4 protein-coding genes are annotated in these 20567 nt (G+C 62.1%); 3 read left to right on the top strand and 1 reads right to left on the bottom strand.

Annotated elements, in window-relative coordinates; genetic code table 11:
• Positions 1–36: 36 nt before the first annotated feature.
• The gene (locus tag ACSW29_RS26375) at positions 37–16272 is read left to right on the top strand and encodes an amino acid adenylation domain-containing protein (protein ID WP_448278675.1); all 16236 of its coding nucleotides are present in this window, start codon (positions 37–39) and stop codon (positions 16270–16272) included.
• A gap of 523 nt (positions 16273–16795) precedes the next feature.
• Here the strand turns inward: ACSW29_RS26375 and ACSW29_RS26370 are convergent.
• The gene (locus ACSW29_RS26370) at positions 16796–17449 is read right to left on the bottom strand and encodes a GNAT family N-acetyltransferase (RefSeq protein ID WP_317826423.1); all 654 of its coding nucleotides are present in this window, start codon (positions 17447–17449) and stop codon (positions 16796–16798) included.
• Between the two features lie 123 nt (positions 17450–17572).
• Here ACSW29_RS26370 and ACSW29_RS26365 point away from each other — a divergent pair, with 123 nt between their 5' ends.
• Both ACSW29_RS26365 and ACSW29_RS26360 read left to right on the top strand, forming a co-directional pair.
• Positions 17573–18970 (top strand): MFS transporter, encoded by a 1398-nt coding sequence (locus tag ACSW29_RS26365; RefSeq protein ID WP_448278674.1) that lies wholly within the window; start codon positions 17573–17575, stop codon positions 18968–18970.
• Positions 18967–20529 carry a pyridoxal phosphate-dependent decarboxylase family protein gene (locus ACSW29_RS26360; RefSeq protein ID WP_448278673.1) on the top strand — a complete coding sequence of 521 codons (1563 nt, stop codon included), beginning with the start codon at positions 18967–18969 and terminating at the stop codon, positions 20527–20529. Before ACSW29_RS26365 ends, ACSW29_RS26360 begins: the two co-directional genes overlap by 4 nt.
• The last annotated feature ends 38 nt before the right edge of the window (positions 20530–20567 follow it).

The following is a 20567-nucleotide window of genomic DNA, read 5'->3' as shown; positions in this document are numbered from 1 at the left end:
GTGAATTACAAGGCTGGTGAAATGTGAGGTGACGGGTTGAGCGCTCTTCCGTTGTCTCGGGCTCAGCTCGCGCTGTGGTTCGCGCAGCAACTGAGTCCGTCAACTCCGTTCGTGGTGGCTCAGTACGTGGAGCTACGAGGACCGGTTGACGTCGATGCGCTGATCGAGGCAACGAATACTGCATGTCATGAATTGGAGTCGGCGTTCGTTCGCCTCGTCGCTACTGATGCCGAGCCGCGTCAGGTCGTCGATCACTCCATCCTCGACGATCTCGAATATCTCGACCTACGCAGCGATGACGATCCAGTTGAGCGCGCGAACGAGTGGATGAGAGCGGAATACTCACGGCCACTTGACGTGATGTCCGATCGCCTGATCTCTGGGGCGCTGCTTCACCTGGAAGACAACCACTTTTTCTGGTATTCACATGCCCATCACCTCGTGCTCGACGGGTATGCGGCGATGACACTCACCACGCGAGTGGCGGAGCGCTATTCGCATCTTGTTCACGGCAAGAAGCTGACTCCTTTCGGTGGTGTGGGGGTACGTGCGATGCATGACCTCGATGTCGACTACCGATCCTCGGCGCGGTATCGATCGGACGAGCAGTACTGGAAGGAGATGTCAGAGGGCCTTCCTCACCCGGTTCGCCTCGCCGACGGCGCCGGGCTGACGTCCATGCCGCAGCGTATGTTGGTGCAGACCTTGAATCCAACGCTTGCAAAACAGCTTTCGGATGTCGCGACCGAGTGGGCTACGTCCGAGGTGGCGATCCTCGTCGGTGCATTCGCGTCCTATCTCGGTCGGATGACTGATTCCGACGACGTCGTCCTCAGCCTGCCGGTGTCCGGCCGCACCTCGGCAAAGTCGAGACGTTCGGGCGGAATGCTGTCCAACATCGTGCCTGTTCGTGCGCAACTTGATCGGGATCTGTCACCACGGGAGTTGGTGCGTCAGATCTCGGTGCAGATGACCGGCGCATTGCGGCACCAGCGATTCCGATACGAGGACATGGGTTTCCAGGGAGATCAGGGCGGATCCCGCGACTCGACGGGCCCGGCCGTGAACGTCATGATGTTTCACGAAGCGATACGGCTCGGTGACGTCGTCGGTGAATTTCACGTCCTCACATCCGGACCCACCGAAGATCTGTTCTTCAGCATTTATCCGTCGATCGCAGGGGAGAACGTTCGCCTGTCCTTCGAAGCCAATCCGCGCCTGTACAGCGAACGTGACCTGGCGATGCACCATCGTCAGTTCGTTCGGCTACTCGAGGGATTCCTCGACTCGGCCACCAAGGCGCTCGGTGACCTCCTTGTCCTCTCGGCGGACGAACTGAAAGATCTGGTCCCCGCGCTAGGACCGCGGACGGGCGGATTCGCGACGCTCGATGCGGTGATCAGAGACGGGGCAGGGCAGGGGAGTGCCGTCGCGATCCGCGACCAAGGTGTGGACCTCACCTACGACCGACTCGGCGCTCGCGCGGATGCACTGTGTGCCTTGCTCGTAGAGAACGGCGTCGGCCGAGGTGACGTCGTCGGGATCCTCGCCCAGCGCTCGACCGATTCCGTAGTTGCGTTTCATGCAGTAGTGCGGGCCGGTGCGGCTGTTCTTTTCGTTGATCCTCAAACACCCTCCGAGCGTGTCGCTTTCATTCTCGACGATGCCAACGTGTCTGTCGTGGTCGGTGACGATCCGGCGGACGTGCCGGCGTGGGTCTGCGTCGTCAGTCCCAGAGTCGACGAAACTGTCGATGGGCCGATCGATCGAACTGCGGGGGCCGGTTCATCTATCGCCGACGTATCCCTGGACGATACCGCCTACGTGGTTTACACCTCGGGGTCGAGCGGACGGCCGAAGGGCGTCGCGGTCACGCACCGAGGCATTTTGCCGTTGCTGCGTTCTCATGCAAGGCGATTGAACATCGATAGTTCGTCTCGAGTCGCGCTCCTGGCATCCACGTCGTTCGATGTGGCGATCCTCGAGATTCTGCTTGCTCACGGCTGCGGTGCGACTGCCGTGATCGTTCCTCCCGGTTTGATCGGCGGAGTTGACCTCGAAGACTATTTGCGGCTCGAGGGTGTCACGCACCTGATCTCGACACCATCGGTTCCTCTGACGATGGATCCTCGGGAACTGCCGGATCTTCGAGTGTTGAACGTGGGCGGCGAGCGACCGCCGGGGACGCTCGTCGATGCGTGGTCGAGTCACGTCGACATCGTGAATTCGTACGGCCCTAGTGAAGCAACCGTCGCGGCATTCATGAGCGAGCCGCTGGTGCCTGGCGGTGATACACCGATCGGGCGCCCGATCGACGGCGTTGCCGCTGTGGTGTTGGATTCGTGGTTGCGTCCCACTCCGGTCGGCGCCGCGGGTGAGCTGTACGTGATGGGACAAGGGCTGGCGCGTGGGTACCTTTCGCCGACGCTGACTGCGGAGCGTTTCGTCGCGGCGCCCATAGGTACGGCCGACGCTGGTGCGCGCATGTACCGCACCGGGGACGTGGTGCGGTGGAACGATGCCGGTCAACTCGAGTTCTTGGGCCGCACTGATCAACAGGTCAAGATCCGTGGAGTACGCGTCGAACTGGGCGAGATCGAAGCCGTGCTCCTGTCGACTCCTGGCGTCTCGCAGGCAGCAGTGGTGGAGCGATCCGGGTCGATTGCAGCGTATGTGACAGTGAGCGAAGACAGAGATGACCGACTTCGTCCGTTGAGTCAGGAGGCGGTCCTCGACCATCTGGCCTCACTACTGCCGCGTTCCATGCTTCCGAGTTCGGTGACGATTCTGGCAGCGTTGCCCGTCACAAGCCATGGAAAGACAGACCGTTCAGCGCTCCCCGAACCGACGACGACGGCGGTCGCCGAGCAGCGCTCGGCGGTAAGCCGCACAATCGAGTACGACGAGGAATTGATTGCGTCGGTGATGGCCGAGGTCCTCGGCGTCGGCGTTCTCGGACCGCACTCCGACTTGTTCGCCTGGGGTGGTAGTTCTCTCGACGCCGTGTACGTCGCCGCGCGCGTGAGTTCCGCGTTCGGAAGAAGGGTTGGAGTCAGGGACGTGTTCGGTGCCCCGACGCCGGCGCGGCTGGCCCGGAAGATCCGTGAGGGTCGGGCGGAGTGGTTGGTGGAACCACAGCGCATTTCGGACGACGTCATCGTGGAAATTGCTCCGGCACAACAACGTCTGTGGCTACTCAACCGTCTGGATCCGCAGTCGTCGGCGTACAACATTGCGTTCGAGGTCTCGTTCAGTGGTGTTCTGGATGCATCGGCGATGAGGGAGTCGGTAGGTGACCTGACCGATCGCCATCCCGTCCTGCGCACCGTGTTCTCGTTCGACCAGAGTCACGACACATGGCCGATCCAGGCTGCGTCCGCGGCGTCCGTGACCCTGATCGAGGTTCCGTCCGAAGAGTACGACTCTGCGTCAGCGGATTTGGTTGCGGCCGGGTTCGACCTGGCGACCGAATTGCCCTTGCGGTTGATCCTCACCTCGGACAGCGACGCCGACCATCGCATGACCGTGGTTGCCCATCACATCGCCCTTGACGGCCTTTCGTTCGCGACGATCGTCTCCGACCTCATCGCGGCGTACGACGCCCACGCCGCCGGGAGTTCGCCGATCTGGGCTTCGCCCTCGCTCGACTATCGCGACTATTCTGCTTGGCACAGAACCGTTCTCGGTGATCCTGCAGACCCGCAGAGCCTAGCTGGCCGCCAGCTGGAATTCTGGGACAAAGCTCTCGCCGGCGTTGATCCGACTCTTGCGCTTCCCGTGGACAGATCCCGCCGGCCGGGCCAATCGTCGTCGGCGCGGGATGTGACGTTCGAATTGCCCTCGCCCGTCCACGCGGCGCTGAACGAAATCGCCAGGGCACACGACTGCACGACCTTCATGGTGTTGCACGCCTGCCTTGCGATCGCGCTGAGCAAGATCACCGGTACGCCCGATATTGTCATCGGAACCCCGACGTCCGGTCGAACACACCCTTCGTTCGACGGCTCCGTCGGTATGTTCGTCGGAACCGTGGCCCTGCGAACGCTCCTGCTCGATGGAGACACCTTCGGTGAGTTCTTGAGTCGAGTACGCGACGTCGACGTGGCGGCTCTGTCCAATGCCGACGTCCCGTTCGACTGGGTAGTCGAGCGGGCGGTCGGTGGAGCCGCAGGCGACAAGAATTCCTTCCTGCACGTGGTTCTCGCTGTCGATCCGCTGGCTTCAGCTCCCGAGATCGCGCTGGGAACGATGACGGCCCACGGCACTCCGCTACCTCCCGCGCACCCTCGCTTCGACCTTGAAGTGACTGTGCGCGAGGATCGCACGGTTGACGGAGGCGCGAGCGGCATTAGGGGCACCTTCCGATATGCCGATGATCTGTTCGATGCGGCCACCGTAGGCGGTTGGGTCGAGCGAGTACGTCGAGTGTGCGACTCGGTCACCGAGAACTCGTCAATTATGTTGCGTGACATCGATGTTCTCAGCGTCGCCGAGCGCGAAGAACTGCAAATGCACGTGCCGGCGCCCGCACTTGGTGCGAACTCACTGTCCGACCTGTTCGCCGGGGTCGCGACGAAGCGGTCGAACGCAATCGCCGTGACGAGTGGAAATTCTCGGGTCACCTACGCAGAGTTGCAAGTTCGTTCGGAGGCGCTCGCAGCCGCCCTGATCGATCGAGGAATTCGAGTGGGGGATCGCGTGGCCGTCGGCCTCCCTCGCTCGATCGACCTGGTAGTTGCGATTCTCGCGGTCGTTCGGGCGGGCGCCGCGTACGTCCCGATCGACCTGCAGTATCCCGACGCTCGTATCCGGTACGTCCTCGCCGATGCGCGCCCGAAAGCGATTCTGTCGACGCCCAGTTCCGCTACACGTTTCGGTGAGTACGAACATGCCGTCGTATCCGTCGACGAGACGGCTGACGCGGCTGAATACTGGCCAGTTGCGCCCTTGGAGTCCGCCGCATACGTGATCTACACCTCCGGATCAACCGGAGCCCCCAAAGGCGTGGTGGTCTCTCAGGGCAACGTGTTGGCTCTGCTCGCCTCGACTCGAGAGATCTTCGACTTCGGGCCCGAAGATGTGTGGACGATGTTTCATTCGTACGCATTCGACTTCTCGGTATGGGAGATGTGGGGTGCGTTGACCACTGGCGGATCCTTGGTGATCGTGGACGGTGACGTCGCGCGCTCACCCGAAAGATTCGTGGATCTGATTGTGCGGGAACGAGTGACCGTTCTGAATCAGACCCCGGCTGCCTTCTATGCGTTCGCGGAAGTCACGCAGGAAATGCTGCTTCCGCTCCGGTCGATTGTTTTCGGCGGTGAACGCCTCGACGTCGGGCGCGTGGAGGCTTGGTTCGATCGGCACCCGGATGTGCGGGGCGTCAACATGTTCGGAATCACCGAAACCACCGTTCACGTCACCAGTGTCGAACTGCCGGTCGGTGACGGAGCTGCCTCGCCGATCGGATCTCCGCTACCAGGCTTGCGCAGCTACGTACTGGACACCGCGCTCGCGCACGTCCCCTCGGGATCTGTCGGCGAACTGTACGTTGCCGGTCCGCAGGTGGCCGCAGGCTACTTGGGTCAACCCGGCATGACGTCTTCACGATTTGTGCCTGAACCGGGATTCGACGGCTCGAGGATGTACCGCAGCGGCGATCTGGTCCGTTGGCGAGCCGGCCGACTCGAATATGTTCGCCGCGTCGACAGTCAGATGGCTCTGCGTGGTTACCGCGTCGAACCGGGCGAGGTGGAGTCCGCGCTGCTGGCTCACACGTCGGTGGAGCAGGCCGCGGTGGTGGTACGAGAACTCGACAGCGGGCCGACATTGGTCGGCTACATCACCCCGGAGAACGGCCACGACCTCGACGGCGTATTGCGGACTGCCCGTTCGTTGTTGCCCGGGTACATGGTGCCGTCGGCTTTGATTGCGCTTGCGTCATTGCCGGTCACGATCAACGGCAAGATCGACCGTACGTCGCTGCCGACCCCGGTGTCTCTCACGCAGCCGTCTCGGCGGTCACGAGACTTCTTCGAGCAGACAGTCGCAGCCATCCTGAGCGATTTGATGGACGTTCCGAATGTCGATCTGGCTCGGAATTTTTTCGATCAAGGGGCCAATTCCTTGATCGCCACTCGACTCTCGTCGCGACTGAACGCCGTCTTGGGCTGCACCCTCGACGTCCGCGATGTCTTCGAGCACCCATTCGTCGATCAGCTGGCCGGAATTGCTGCTGCCCGAATCGGCACTGGGCAGGCGTCTCCGGTGTCCTTGGTGCCTCTGTCCTTGGTACCTCGTTCGGACACTACGGAGGTGCAGCTGTCGGATTCCCAACACCGAATGTGGATTCTGAATCAGTTGGATACAGAGTCCGCCGGCTACAACATTCCGATCGTGTTGCGCCTGACGGGTGAATTGGACGTAGTTGCAGTCGAACTGGCAATTCGTGACCTGATCGAGCACCATCGCACCCTGCGGACCGTGTACCCGGTTGTCGGCGAGCGCCCAGTTCAGAGGGTGCTCGACGCCAGGGAAGCAAGTCCGCCACTTCAGCTCGAGGCACTCGCGGGCGAGGACGCCGAGAATCGCGTTGCACAACTCGTGGGTTCGGGCTTCGATGTCACCACGGATCCGCCTGTACGGGTGGCCCTTTTCCAGGTTTCACCCGACGAGCATGTCCTGGCCGTCGTTGTCCATCACATTGCCGCCGACGCTCGATCGCTGGAAGTGTTGGTACGTGACTTCACCGCCGCGTACACCGCTCGCACGGAGCAGCAAGCTCCGAAGTGGTCGCCGCTCGCACTCGAATACTCCGATTACACTGCATGGCAAAGGGAATCGGGGATTCCAGACACGGTATCCAGTTACTGGAAGCAGGCTCTCGAAGGCCTTCCCGAGCAGGTGACGCTACCCCTGGACCACCCACGCTCGACGTCCGCTCGCGCGTCGAGCTGTCGAGTGGTCGTCTCAGGTCCCGTCCGGACGGGCCTGCAAGCGGTGGCACGATCGAACAACGCAACCATGTTCATGGTTGTCCACGCTGCTCTCGCGGCGCTGCTGGCGAGGCACACCGGCAGCAGTGACGTGGTTGTCGGCACTGTCGTGTCCGGACGCACCGCACCTGAACTCGATGAGCTCGTCGGCATGTTTGCCGGCACGATTGTTCTCCGAACCGAAGTCGATCCGTCGAAGTCCTTCGGCCAGTTGGTCGAGCAGGTTCGCCAGCGCGACGTATCGGCGTTCGCGCATGCAGAGATGCCCTTCGAATCGCTGGTCGATCTGATCGACCCTCCCCGATCGCGCTCGCGGCACCCGTTGTTCCAGGTGGCGCTCTCGTTCCAAACAGTGCATCCCACCGCCTGGTCCGTGCCGGGGTTGTCTGTCACACAGATTGCTCCTGATGTCAGGCACGCAAATTTCGATCTGCAGCTCAACGTCACGGATGCGGGGATCGGCGGCGGTTTCACACTCGAATTCGTCTACAACGCTGATCTATTCGATGATCTGACGGTATCGAGCTTTGCGGACAGGTTCGAGCGCTTCCTGGGTCACGTGTCGATCGACTCGAAGATCGCCGTAGGGCGAATCGACCTGTTGGACAGTGCGGAACGAGCTCTTCTCGTCCCCGCACACGGCGCGGCCGACCGGCCTGATCAATCTCGACGTTCCGGTACGACGCTTGCCTCGATGCTGCGCTTCGTCGTCGAATCCGCACCGGACGCTGTGGCGGTCGAGGGCGAGGGCAACACACTGACTTATCGGGATCTCGATGCCCAGTCCGATGTCGCAGCCGACGAGTTGCGCGCTCGGGGAGTCGGAGTCGACCAGGTTGCTGCCTGGACTGCTGATCGGTCCATTGCGTCGATCGTGCAATTGTGGGCAATCGCGAAGGTCGGGGCAGCCCCGGCTTTGGTGGATCCGGAACACCCGCAGGCACGACTACGCGATGTCCTCGAAACACTGGGCGACGGCGCGATCGGCGGCCGCAACGCTGGTGGTGAGAACGCTGGTGGTGAGAGGGACACAGACTCGGCGCGGGAATGTTCCGACAGCCTTGCGGCATACGTAGTCTTCACTTCGGGTACGAGCGGAACCCCGAAGGCTGTAATCGTGACCAACGGCGGGCTCGGTGTGATCGCCGAAGACCTGCCCGGTAGGTTCTCTGCTGGGCGAGGTTCTCGCGTATTCCATCGCGGAGCACCAGGATTCGACATGACGTTGCTCGAGGTGCTCATTGCGAGTATGTCCGGGGCGACGCTCGTCCTGGCGAAGAACGACGAACTGTTCGGTTCGGGACTCGCATCAGCGCTGAGGCGCGAGCGTATTACTCATCTCTGCGCCACACCTACCGTCGTCGCCTCGATCGGCAATCCGTCGCTGCCGGACCTTGTAACGGTGATGTTCGGAGGCGAGCGGCTCAGCGGTGCGTTGGCGAAGCGTTGGCAACCCGGGCGCAGAGTGATCAACGGATACGGACCCGCTGAGTCGACTATGTATTCGCTTGCTACCGAACCGTTGTCGATTGAACACTTGTCGACCGACAGTCACGACGGGTCCGTCGGACGTCCGCTGGCCGGGGTCGACGCGGTGGTGCTCGATGATCGACTCGAACCGGTGCCGCCGGGAGTTGCCGGCGAACTGTATCTTTCAGGTCGAATGCTCGCACGCGGGTACGCCGGCCAACCGAGCCGAACCGCGGAACGATTCGTGGCAACCAGTTCGGGCGCCAGGATGTACCGAACCGGCGACCTGGTGATGTGGAAGCCTGAGATCTCCAAACCTGCAACCCAGAAGCCCGAACGCAATGCGTATCGCCTGCATTATCTCGGGCGAACTGACGCACAGGTGAAGGTCAACGGTGTCCGGATAGAACCGGGCGAGATCGAGGCTGTCATTCAGTCCGCCGCGCACGTCGATTTTTGCATCGCCGGAGTTCGGAGCTCCGCAAGTGGAAGCCCTCTGTTGGTCGCCTACGTGAGAAGTTCAGGCGCCGAGAGAGTTGACACGGGTCGACTTCGCGTCGCCGTTGCAGAAGTTCTTCCGACGTACATGGTTCCGCATGTCATCGTCGAAATCGAGGGCGACCTTCCGATGCGGAACGGCAAGGTCGACTTCGACGGTCTACCGTTGCCGGCACTCGATGCTTCCCGCCCAGCGGGCCCAGACACTGACGCTGAGTACCTGGTTGCTGCGGCTTTTGCCGCCGTTCTGGGCGGAGACGGGGACGATCGTGACGCAGACTTCTTCTCGCTCGGGGGCAACTCGCTCTCGGCCGCGGAGGTCACGTCACTTTTGAGTAGTTCTCTGGGACATGATGTTCCGCTGAGGACCGTATTCGAGCATCCGACGGTTGCGGCGTTGGCCGCTTGGCTCGATTCGCTCGAGCAGATCGACTCGGTGACCGATCTTGTCCGACTTGAGCCGCGCCGCGACCCCACGCCCGCACCCCTGTCACGAAACCAGCGTGCGATGTGGGTACTCAATCAGCGGAACACAGCGAGCGGTGCGTACAACCTGCCGATCTGCATCGAGATCGTCGGTGAACTCGACGTGTCCGCGCTGCGTCAGGCCGCGACGGATCTTGTCGGTCGGCATGACGTCCTCAGAACGCGGTATCCGGGCACTCCACCGGTTCAGGTTGTAGATCCTCCGTCCTCGGTGACAGTGGAAACGCGACTGGTCGGCGACATCGAGGTCGAAGTGCTGCTGCGAGAGTTCGGCTCGCGCGGTTTCGACGTAGCTGCAGACCTGCCGGTGCGCTGGATGCTGCTCCAACTGTCGCCGGTCAGACACGTTCTGGCGGTGAGTTTTCATCACATCGCAGTCGACGGGGTGTCGATGCGAACTGTGGTCGGCGACCTCCTGACCGCTTACGGCAAGCGCCGGGCTGGACTGGATCCGCAATGGCTTCCGCTGCCGATCCAGTACGGAGATTTTGCCGCGTGGGAGGCAGCGAGTGACGTTCCCCCCGCCGTCGAAGAGTTCTGGCGCCGAGCACTCGACGGCGTGACGTCTGTGTCGCCGCTGACGGTGGATCACACTGACGACGGACCGCTCTCCGTGGCGCGGCGAGTGAACTTCGTGATACCAGCCGTCGTCACCTCGGCACTGCAGGCGCGAGCAGACCGGTTGAAGGTCTCGCTGTTTGCGGTGGTTCATGCGGCGCTGTCCGTGGTGCTTGCCAAGCTGAGCGGGAACCCAGATGTCGTGATCGCGACCGCTGTTGACGGACGGCGTACGCCCCAACTCGACGGCATGGTCGGAATGTTCGTGGATACGGTGCCTCTGCGCCTGCGGATCGACGGGGACATGCCGATCGATCTTCTGTTGGCTACAGCTTTCGATGCTGACGTTGCAGCGTTCGAATACAGTTCTGTTCCTGCCGAATTGGTTGGTGAGTTGCTCGGTGGACGAACTCCCCAGGTTGCGCTGGGTCTGCAGAATTTTGCGGTCCCTGCCGTGGAGGTGGCCGGTCTCACGATCGAGGCTCGTGAAATCGAGACCGCAACAACGAAGTTCCCCATGCATGTCTCGCTCGCACCCGCTGTCGACGGATCGTTGACCGGCGCTGTCGTCTATGCCGCGAGCGCGTTCGATCCGTCGAGCGCCGACGCGGTTACTCGACATCTGTCGAGAGTGCTCACCTCGATTGCCGAGGATGTGCCGGTACTCGTTTCGGATCTCGCGATGGGCGCGGCGCCCAGTTGGACTGCTGTCGAGGTCGATTCGTCTCGGACACTCACCGAGATCTTTGCCTCTACGGCGGCTCGATTCCCGAACAACATTGCTCTCGACGACGGACAGAGCACGGTGACGTATGCCGAACTCGACTCGGCCTCGGATGCTCAAGCCTGGGAACTGGTGGCTCGGGGGGCAGGACCGGGCGCCGTCTACGAGATTCCGGCAGTGCGAACCATCGCTTACCTGGTCCGAATGTTGGCCATCACGAAAACGGGCGCGGCATTCGTGCCGATCGACCCTGACCTGCCGACGGCACGGTTGAAGCAGCTACGCACAGTGCTCTCCGACCGCAGTCCTGTTCCCGGCCGGCAGTATCCGGATTCAGTTGCGTACGTCGTTCACACGTCCGGATCGACCGGTGAACCGAAAGGCGTTGCAGTCACCCATCGAGGACTGGGCCTTCTGACCGACGACGCAATCCGGAAGTACGGCGTGACTTCGGGTTCGGTTGTGCTGCATGGATACAAACCGACGTTCGATGCAGCGATCCTCGAGATGATGCTGGCGATCGGCGCCGGGGCTACCTTGGCGGTCGCGCCCCGGGAGGCTTTCGGGGGACGGGCACTCGAAGAGTTTGTTGCAGAACGCGGCGTTACCCACATGTTGTCGACTCCGGCCGTACTCGACACCATGGCACCGGAGCGGTTCGACTCGCTCGAGGTGGTGGCAGTCGGTGGCGATGTGCTCTCACCTTCCACCGCGCGCGCGTGGAGTCGCCGTGCGCGAATGCTCAATGCGTACGGACCGACGGAATGCACCGTGGTCACGACTGTTGCCGAGGTGGATCATCGGGTGACCATCGGAGTCCCGCTCACCGGAATCGGTGCAGAGGTACTGGATACGCGACTGCATCCGGTGCCATGGGCCGGGATCGGTGAGTTGTACGTCAGCGGACCCGGACTGGCGATGGGCTACGCCGGAGATCCCGCCGGCACCGCCAGTTCGTTTGTCGCCGCACCAGGTGGGCGCCGCCGCTATCGGACCGGTGATCTGGTTCACCGCCGCACCGATGACACCCTCGGATTTGTCGGACGCTCCGACCGCCAGATGAGTGTGCGAGGAATCCGCGTCGAGCCTGCCGAGATCGAATCAGCCCTGCGTCGGTGCCTCGGCGTCGAGGCCGCTGCGGTTGTTCTTGTCGACGAGATCGCTGTGGCATGCGCGGTTGGTGATTCATTGGAGTCGGGTCAGCTGACAATCGAGTTGGCAGCGATGTTGCCTGCGTATCTGATGCCCGGCCGAGTAGTCGTGTTGGAGTCGATCCCGCTCACGTCGAACGGCAAGCTGGACGCAGACGCGTTGCGGCGCCATGTGTTCGAGAGCCAGGCACCCGACGCAGCAGTGACGGTTTCGGAGGAACTCGTCACCGCTGTCATGTCGGAACACGTGTCCGGAAGCTTCGGCGCTCTGCACAACCTGTTCGAATCGGGTGGTGATTCGTTGGCCGCGGCCGCGGTGGCAGGTCGACTCGCCTCGATCTTCGCCCGTGACGTGCCTGTTCGAGCCGTCTTCGACCATCCGTCACCGCGAGCGATGTCTCAGTGGCTTTCGTCGAGCGCATCCGACGGCACGCGCCGCGAATTGACTCGACGCGATCCCGGGATGCCCGCGCCGTTGGCGCCCTCTCAACAGCGACTCTGGCTGATCAATCAGCTGCAGCCGGAATCGACCGCGTACAACCTGACGTTTGCAGCAATCCTGGCAGACGGCATCGATCGTTCGGTCTTGAGCACCGCACTCGGTGACGTCGTCGATCGCCACGCCGTACTGCGAACTGTGTTGGTTCCAGGTGAATTCGGTCCACAACAGGTTGAAATAGATTCTGTTGCATTCGATCTCACCCCGGTGGAGGTCGACGATATCCGTGCGAGCGCTCAGGCCTTCGCGAATGTGCAGTTCGATCTCGAACGAGACGTTCCGTTCCGAGTGCGTGTATTCACCGAGAATGCAGGAGCCAACTCTGCAGGATCGACTGTCCTGGCCATCGTTGTTCACCACATCGCAATCGACGGTGCTTCGATGGGCCCGATCCTGGCCGATTTCGCGGCAGCCTTCAAGGCCAGGACAGTTGGAAAAGAATGGGATCGCTCCGCCGACGGGATCAGCTACGGCGATTACAGTCTCTGGGCGAGAGAGAGTTTGGGTGATTCCGAGGATTCTCTCAGCGTGGCTCACCGGCAACTCGACTACTGGTCGAACGTCCTTCGTGGCGTCGAGGATGTGTTGGCTCTACCCGTCGACAGACCCCGGAGTCTGCTGTCCTCACGATCCGACGAGATGGTGACGGAAGTCCTCGACGGCACCACCTACGACGCGTTGTCGGCGTTGGCCCGTTCGCACGGCGTCACGGTATTCATGGTCGTCCACAGCGTGATTGCCGTGCTGCTCGCTCGTGAGTCCGTCACGGATGACGTCGTTGTGGGAGCAGCGGTGAGTCTGCGCAACGATCCGGCGCTTTTGAATGTCGCCGGCATGATGGTGGGCACCGTCGCGTTGCGCACGAGGATCAACTCCGCCGACCACTTCACAGCAGTCTTGGACGAGGTTCGCCGCGTAGATCTGGAAGCAATGGCGAACGCGGACGTTTCGTTCGACGATGTAGTCGCAAAGGTCGATCCGCCGCGCAGGATGAACGAGCATCCACTGTTCACCGTCATGCTGGCATATCGACGAGCGCTCGAGTTGCCGCAGATCGATGGGGTATCTGCCTTTGACATCGACATCGCAGGGGCGTCGACGGGCTACGACTTGACGTGGGATCTGGTCGACGCCGGTGACAGTCTCACCATTCGATTGCTGTACGCCACGGACAAGTTCCGGAAGTCGACCGCGGAACTGTTCATGCAGCGGGTGACACGTATCGCCGAATCAGTGATAGCCGAACCCGAGATAGTGGTCGGGGAGATCGAATTGTTGTCCGGATTCGAACGCTCGGCGCTGACCGCTGCGAATCCCCGCACCGTCGATCCTTTGACGATTGCCGACATTTTCGAACGTGCACTGTGTCAGGCACCCGACGGAGTAGCTCTGGAAGAGAACGGCCAACTCTGGACCTACCGCGACCTGCACGAGGCGTCGTCGCACTGGACGCGCGAGTTGGTGGGCCGGGGAATCGGGCCTGACGACGTCGTCGCCGTTGCGCTCGGTCGCGGACATCTGTGGATCGTTGCGTTGTGGGCAGTGGCGCGGGCAGGCGCAGCGTGGCTGTCGCTCGATCCGGCGCTGCCGACAGTGCGCCGGCAGACGATGGTCGAGGAGTGCGGTTCGGTTGTCGGTTTGACAGCACAAGGTGCAGCCGAGAGTTTGCCCGATTGCGTCGAGTGGCTGTCGATGGATGAATCACGCACTGTGAGTGAGGCTACCGAGGTATCGGCCACGCCGGCTCGTCCCGACAACCTTGCCTATGTCATCTACACGTCGGGTTCGACGGGAAGACCCAAGGGTGTCGAGGTTTCACATCGCGGAATCATGAATGTCTACACGGCGCACGCCGAGATCGCCCAGCTCGATCGTGGCACCCGAGTCCTGCAATTGGCGTCGTCGACCTTCGATGCGTCGGTGATAGAGATTCTTCTGGCGGCTGCGGGGTGTGGAACGTTGATTCTGGCTCCCGACTTCGTGTACGGGGGAGAGGAACTCACGAGTCTGCTGGTGGCTGCCGACGTCACGCATTTGATCGTGACGCCGACCGTCCTGGCCACGGTCGATCCGGATTCAGTGCAACCGTTGATCGTCGAATCGATGGGAGAGCCGCTCTCTGCCCGCCTTGCGTCGGCCTGGTCGAGCCGACATCACATCGTCAACGGGTACGGACCGACCGAATCAACGGTCGCGGCATCGATTTCGCACCCGATTATCGATGGGGACGTCACTGTCGGCACTCCGGTACCTGGTACGACGGCACTTGTTCTCGACCAAAGGTTACGTCCGGTTCCGGATGGCGTGGTGGGAGAGCTCTTCCTCTCCGGTGAGAATTTGGCGCGGGGGTATGTCACCTCCCCGGGTTTGACTGCTGATCGTTTTGTGGCCAATCCCTTTGTCGCGGATCCCGCCGCGGTGGGGACTCGGATGTATCGCACGGGTGACCTTGTTCGTCGTCGGCGTCACGACCGAGCGCTCGAGTATCTGGGTCGCAACGACGCACAGGTGAAGGTCCGGGGTGTTCGCGTGGAACCGGCGGAGGTCGATGCGGCTCTGTCAAGCCATGGAGCAGTGACCTTCTCGGTTACCGTTGTCACCGACGACGGGCGCGGGTCCGCTGAGCTTCGGTCGTATGTAACTCTGGCGGAGAATAATTCGGCGACGGAAAGGGAGCTGCGCGACTTTGTCTCCGGCTCGCTGCCGAAACACCTGCTGCCTTCTTCGGTAACGGTGGTGGACCGGGTCCCGTTGCTCGCATCGGGGAAAATCGACGTCGCGGCTCTTCCTGCTCCTGCACCGCAGGTAGGGTCGAGTGCGGATCGACCCGTCTCGGCTACCGAACGTCAAGTGGCACAGGCATTCGAGAGTGTCACAGGCGCGGTATCGGTGGGCCGTCATGACGACTTCTTCGAACTCGGCGGTACGTCCATGGGAGCCGTTCAGGTGGCTTCGCGCTTGCGTGAGGCCCTGAACAGGGAATTCCCTGTTCAATGGATTTTCACCGACCGAACTGTGGCCGAGCTTGCCTCTCGGTTGGATCTCGATCATGCCGATGTCTTGGACGGTGATTCGTTTCATTCGGATCCGCTGGACACGATCGTCATGTTGGGCGGCAATCCTGACGACGTACGGCCGCCGTTGTTCTGCGTGCATCCGGTCAGTGGAATTGCCTGGTGCTACGTCGGACTCGTCGGTCGGCTCGAAGGTCGACGGGTGTACGGCATCCAGGCAACGGGAGCAGGTGAGCTACCTGGCACGGTGGCGGAGTTGGCGTCGGGGTACGTCGATGCCGTACGGATGGTGCAACCGTCGGGTGAATACCATCTGCTGGGGTGGTCTGCCGGCGGAACGATCGCGCTCGAGATGGCGTGCCAGCTCGAGGAGGCCGGCGATCTGGTCGGTTCGGTTGCAATGCTCGATGCACTGCTGCCGGAGATGATGCCGTCTGTACAAGCAGCTCCGGAGCCTTCCGAACTGTTCGCGCAGATCGGACTGGCGGAGGTTGAAACTGCGACTGCAGCAGTGACTTTCGTCGACGTCGCAGCAGAGATCCGAAGGCAGACCGGTATGGATTTCCTCACCGATACGGTTCTCGAATCGGTAGTGGGCCGGGTGGAAAAACTGTCGCGAATCGTCCGGGATCACGGGCCGAGGTCCTATTCGGGGTCTGTGGAGCTGTTTGTGGCGCAGCATGATCTGCCTGAACATCGTCACTTGGTTGAAAAGTGGTCCGAACTGGCTGGGTCGTTGCGAACGTATCTGGTCGACTGCTCTCACTCGGAAATGTCGAGCATGGAGGTTTTGGCAAGCGTTGCGAAAGTCCTCGTCGACGATCGCCAAAGCATCGAATCCGAAGCGGGGAAGCGCAATCATACTGGGGTGCAGTAGATCTGCGGCGCCGGGACTTTGGTCCGGAGTTGTCACACCCGGGGTCCCCGTCCTTCCGTTCCGCAAGTAGAACCCGTAGCATTTGCCTTGTGGCAGTAAGCCATTCAGAAACTATCTCCGGAGGATCGTATGTTGGGTTCCCTTTTTTCCATCAGCTCTGAAATCGGTGTCCCGTCCGTCGACGCGCTCTTCGAGGCTGCTCGGACCATCATCGGCGCGATCTTCGGCCTGAGCTGACACATCGCAGCGACCTTCCCCCGCGGTGAAGAAGTCCCTGTTCTCCGACGAGGAGGACAGGGACTTTTGTGCTGCCTGCCGGTGAGTGGCTGCCTGTGGGTGTGTGAGAGGCCTAGCGGTCGTTCTGTTGATATGCGATCGCCATCAAAGATGCGACATCGTCATTCATGTCCGCGGTACCGGTGAGCCCGATCTTGTGGGTCGACTGACCGGGAGCTTTTGCGGGCGCCAGAAGGTCGGAACCGGGGGCCTCGACAAAAGTGGTCGCTGTGCGCGGGTAACTCGCTCAGTCGATGCCGAGCATCTGCTTGAGCTCGCGCACGCCGGTCACTTCGACGGGATACGGCGGTGGGACAAAGTCTTCGCGACTGAGGGTGAAGAGACGACGCACAGTCATTCGGCCGTCGGAAGCCAACTCCTCTATCGTGCCGTCTGCGCGGTACCCGACTTTGGTTGACACCGTGATCGAGGCGGGGTTGTCGGTGAACGCCGACGATACGACGCTGCGTGCGCCCAAATAGTCGAATGCGAATGCGCAGATTGCCTGTCGGGCGAGAGTGCCGATACCCCGGCCCTGGAACTCGCGCCCGATCCACGAACCGGTTTCACCGGTACGACTGTTGGGGAAGTCCGTCGCTGCAAACGCCTGACAGCCGACGATTTCTCGGTCCACAACGATGGCTGTTTCGAATTTCCAGTCGGCTATGGTCATCGCTGCGCGGACCGACCAGTGGTATTGGATGAATCTTCGCGACACTTCGTCGGGAGTGCCCACCGTCCAGGGGACGAGAAACGGCATCTGTTCGGCAGGGTGAATGCCGGCTCGGACCAGCGCAGCGAGTTCGGGGAAATGGTCGTCGCGCACGGGGGTCAAGGTGACGGGCCCACACGTGATCGTTACTCCGTACGGAGGCCAGATCTCTCTCAACGGATCAACCATCGTGCCCAGACTTTCGTTCGTGTGCGAATCGAGTCACAGTCTGGCATGCCCGGCCCGTCCGAGTGAGCGACTTCTGGTCATCGAGATTCTTTTGCCCTCGCGGTACGGAGTTGTGACATTAGTGTGTGGACGGTGACTACAGACAAACCGGTACGTCTTCGTGAAGGTAGATCGCCTGACAGGCTTTCGCGTGGTGTGGTGGCCGGATACGCAGCGGGAAGTGTCGGCACGGGCGGATTCGGTGTTCTGCCAGGTCTGGTACTGGCGTACTACCTGACCGACACGCTCGGGGTTACCGCGGCGCTCGCGTCGCTCGTGGTCATCGTTCCGAAAATCGCCGATGTCCTGATCGACCCGCTGATCGGGTCGATCAGCGATCGAGGCTCTCATCGAACTGGTACGCGAGTGCCACTCATGCTCGCAGGTGCTCTGGCTCTGCCCTTGCTCTTCATTCTCACGTTCTCGGCTCCCGTGTCTGCCGGCCCTGGAGTCGGGGCGTTGTGGGTGCTCGTCTTCTTCCTGCTCGCGGCCAGTGCCTACAGTCTCTTTCAGGTTCCGTACATCGCGTTGCCGACCGAGTTGACCGGCGATTATCACGAGCGCACTCGCTTGGTATCGGTTCGAATTGCTGTGTTGGCCCTGACAATTCTGGTCATCGGCGCCGGCGGCCCCGAGCTTCGCGATGCCGCCGGGGGCGGGGCGCGCGGCTATCTCGTCATGACGATCGGAGTGTCGGCGCTGATGTGCGGCGCAATGATCTGGGCAGTTCGCGGAGCGGCGCGCCACACGGTGACTCACGCGGATGCCCCGACAGGCTCGTTGCTCTCGCAGTATCGGGACGGATTCGACGCGATACGACGCACGCGCGCGTTCCGATTGCTGGTCAGCGTATTCGTGCTCCAAGCTCTTGCGACTGCGGTGATGTTGGCGGGTGCGCAATACCTGGCGACGTATGTGATGGGCAACGAAGGTGCACTCACCGGGCTGTTCGTCGCACTCGTCGGGCCGGCCCTCGTCGTGATGCCACTGTGGTACCGGTTCTCCCATCGGTACGGAAAGCTTCGCGGTTACGTCGTGGCTTCGGTTCTGTTTGTCGTGGCGACGGCGTTGTTGACGCTCGCGGCGCTCGACGCCGGCCCGTGGATCTACGGCGCCGTCGCCCTTGCCGGCGTTGCCTATGCCGGTATGCAGGTGTTCCCGCTGGCGATGCTCCCGGACGTCATCGAGGACGACGCGCGAATCGGTGGTCGCCAGCGCGGAGGCTCGCTCAGTGGTATCTGGACCGCCTCGGAAACCGCGGGTTTGGCCCTCGGGCCTGCCGTGTTCTTGGGTGTTCTCGCAGTAACCGGGTTTGTCTCGAAAACTGCGGGGGAGACTGTCGTACAACCGGAATCGGCGCTCACCGGCATCGCCCTGGGGTTCTCGATCGTGCCGGCAATCCTGGTTGCGATAAGTCTGGTCGTATTGCGGAATTACCACACCGAGCAAGAATCCACTCACGAGAACGCAGGTGAACGATGAGTTCCAGTCAGGTCGAGGCATTTCAGGGCAAAATCCTCGAGAGCGCGAACCTCGAGAGCCGCGCCGCTGACATCTTGGGCCGGCTGCGTTCGCTTCGTGAGCAGGATGCTCCGACGCACGGCGGCCGGGTTCTGTCGTACGTGTACGACAGCGGTCTCGCAGTCCTCGACGAGTTGGCAGCCGACGCGGCTCGATTGGTTCAGCCCGTCAACGGTCTCGACCCGACGGTGTTTCCCTCCACTGCGGTAATGGAGCGTGAGCTGGTGGCGTTCGCGCGCGAGTTCCTCCATGGAACTTCGGACACGGCCGCAGATCCAGACGCAGAAGCAGGAGGGGCGGTAGTCGGCAATGTCACCAGCGGCGGAACGGAAAGTTGTGTGTTGGCCGTCAAGGCCGCTCGCGACTTCCGTGGCCTCCCGCCGGGGGAGGGCTCGCTGGTTCTTCCGACCACCGCGCATGCCGCTTTCCACAAGGCGGCGCACTTGCTCGGACTGGAACTGATCCTGGTGCCGGTGGATCCCACGTCGGGGCGCGTTGACGCACAAGGTATTGCGGCAGCGTTGCGGGACGACACGGTATTGATCGTCGTCTCTGCGCCCAATTACCCGTTCGCGGCCCTCGATCCGATTGCCGAAGTCGCGGAAGTTGCTTGTGCACGGTCGATTCCATTGCATGTTGATGCCTGCATCGGCGGACTTGCGTTGCCGTGGTGGGGTGATCTGGCGCCCTGGGATTTCCGGGTGGCCGGTGTCACCAGCATGTCGGTCGACTTCCACAAGTACGGATATTCACCGAAAGGCGTCTCGGTTTTGCTGCACCGAGGGCGTGATCTGCATCGCAAGCAGTATTTCGGACTCACGGACTGGCCGGGCTATCCGGTGGTCAATCCCACTCTTCTCGGTTCCAAATCCGTTGCTGCCCTGGCCGGGGCGTGGGCGATTTCGCAAGTCCTCGGTCAACCCGGGTATGCCGAACTGGTGTCCCGGGCGCATCGGGCGACCCGTGCGCTCGTCGACACAGTCCAGAGCGTCGACGGGCTTCGCGTCGTGGGCTCGCCGGTGGGACCACTGTTCGCGGTCGCTACCGACGATTCCGTGCCGCTCGAACGGCGAGTGGATCCGCATCGCTGGGTGAGCGCTGTCGGTGCCCGGGGTTTCGTCCTTCAAGGGCAGCCGGCGTCGACGCAATCCGACGGGACGAAGTTGCCTCGAACAACCCACCTCACCGTCACCCCGGTGACCGAGTCGGTGCTCGGCGAGTTGACCAGCGCACTCGTCCTCGGTGCCGACGACGTTCGTGGCTTGGCGGCAGCCGAGGCGCCGCCGGCCCTGGCAGAGTTGGCCGGAGCATTTGAACGTGGCGATGTCACCGTCGCCGATGTTCTTGCGTTGCCCAGTGATGCCGTCGCGGCAGCGTTGACGTCGGCGGGGCTGGATCCTCGGGGCTCTTCTGATTCTCCCTTGGACATGGCGGCCGTCCTGGCGGCAGTGGAATCGCTGCCACGTGAGGTCACGAAGAGACTGCTGGTGGAATTCCTCGCCGGACTGGTGGAGCCCTGAACTCAGCGGTGAATACCGAAACCGCGATGAACACTATC

The organism is Rhodococcus sp. GB-02 (assembly GCF_053470465.1).
The sequence above is the reverse complement of the archived record's forward strand: the minus strand, read 5'-3'. Positions and strand labels throughout refer to the sequence as shown.

Coding starts and splice junctions, on each gene's coding strand:
- ACSW29_RS26370 (WP_317826423.1), bottom strand. CDS start 17,449: ATGGTTGATCCGTTGAGAGAGATCTGGCCTCCGTACGGAGTAACGATC.
- ACSW29_RS26360 (WP_448278673.1), top strand. CDS start 18,967: ATGAGTTCCAGTCAGGTCGAGGCATTTCAGGGCAAAATCCTCGAGAGC.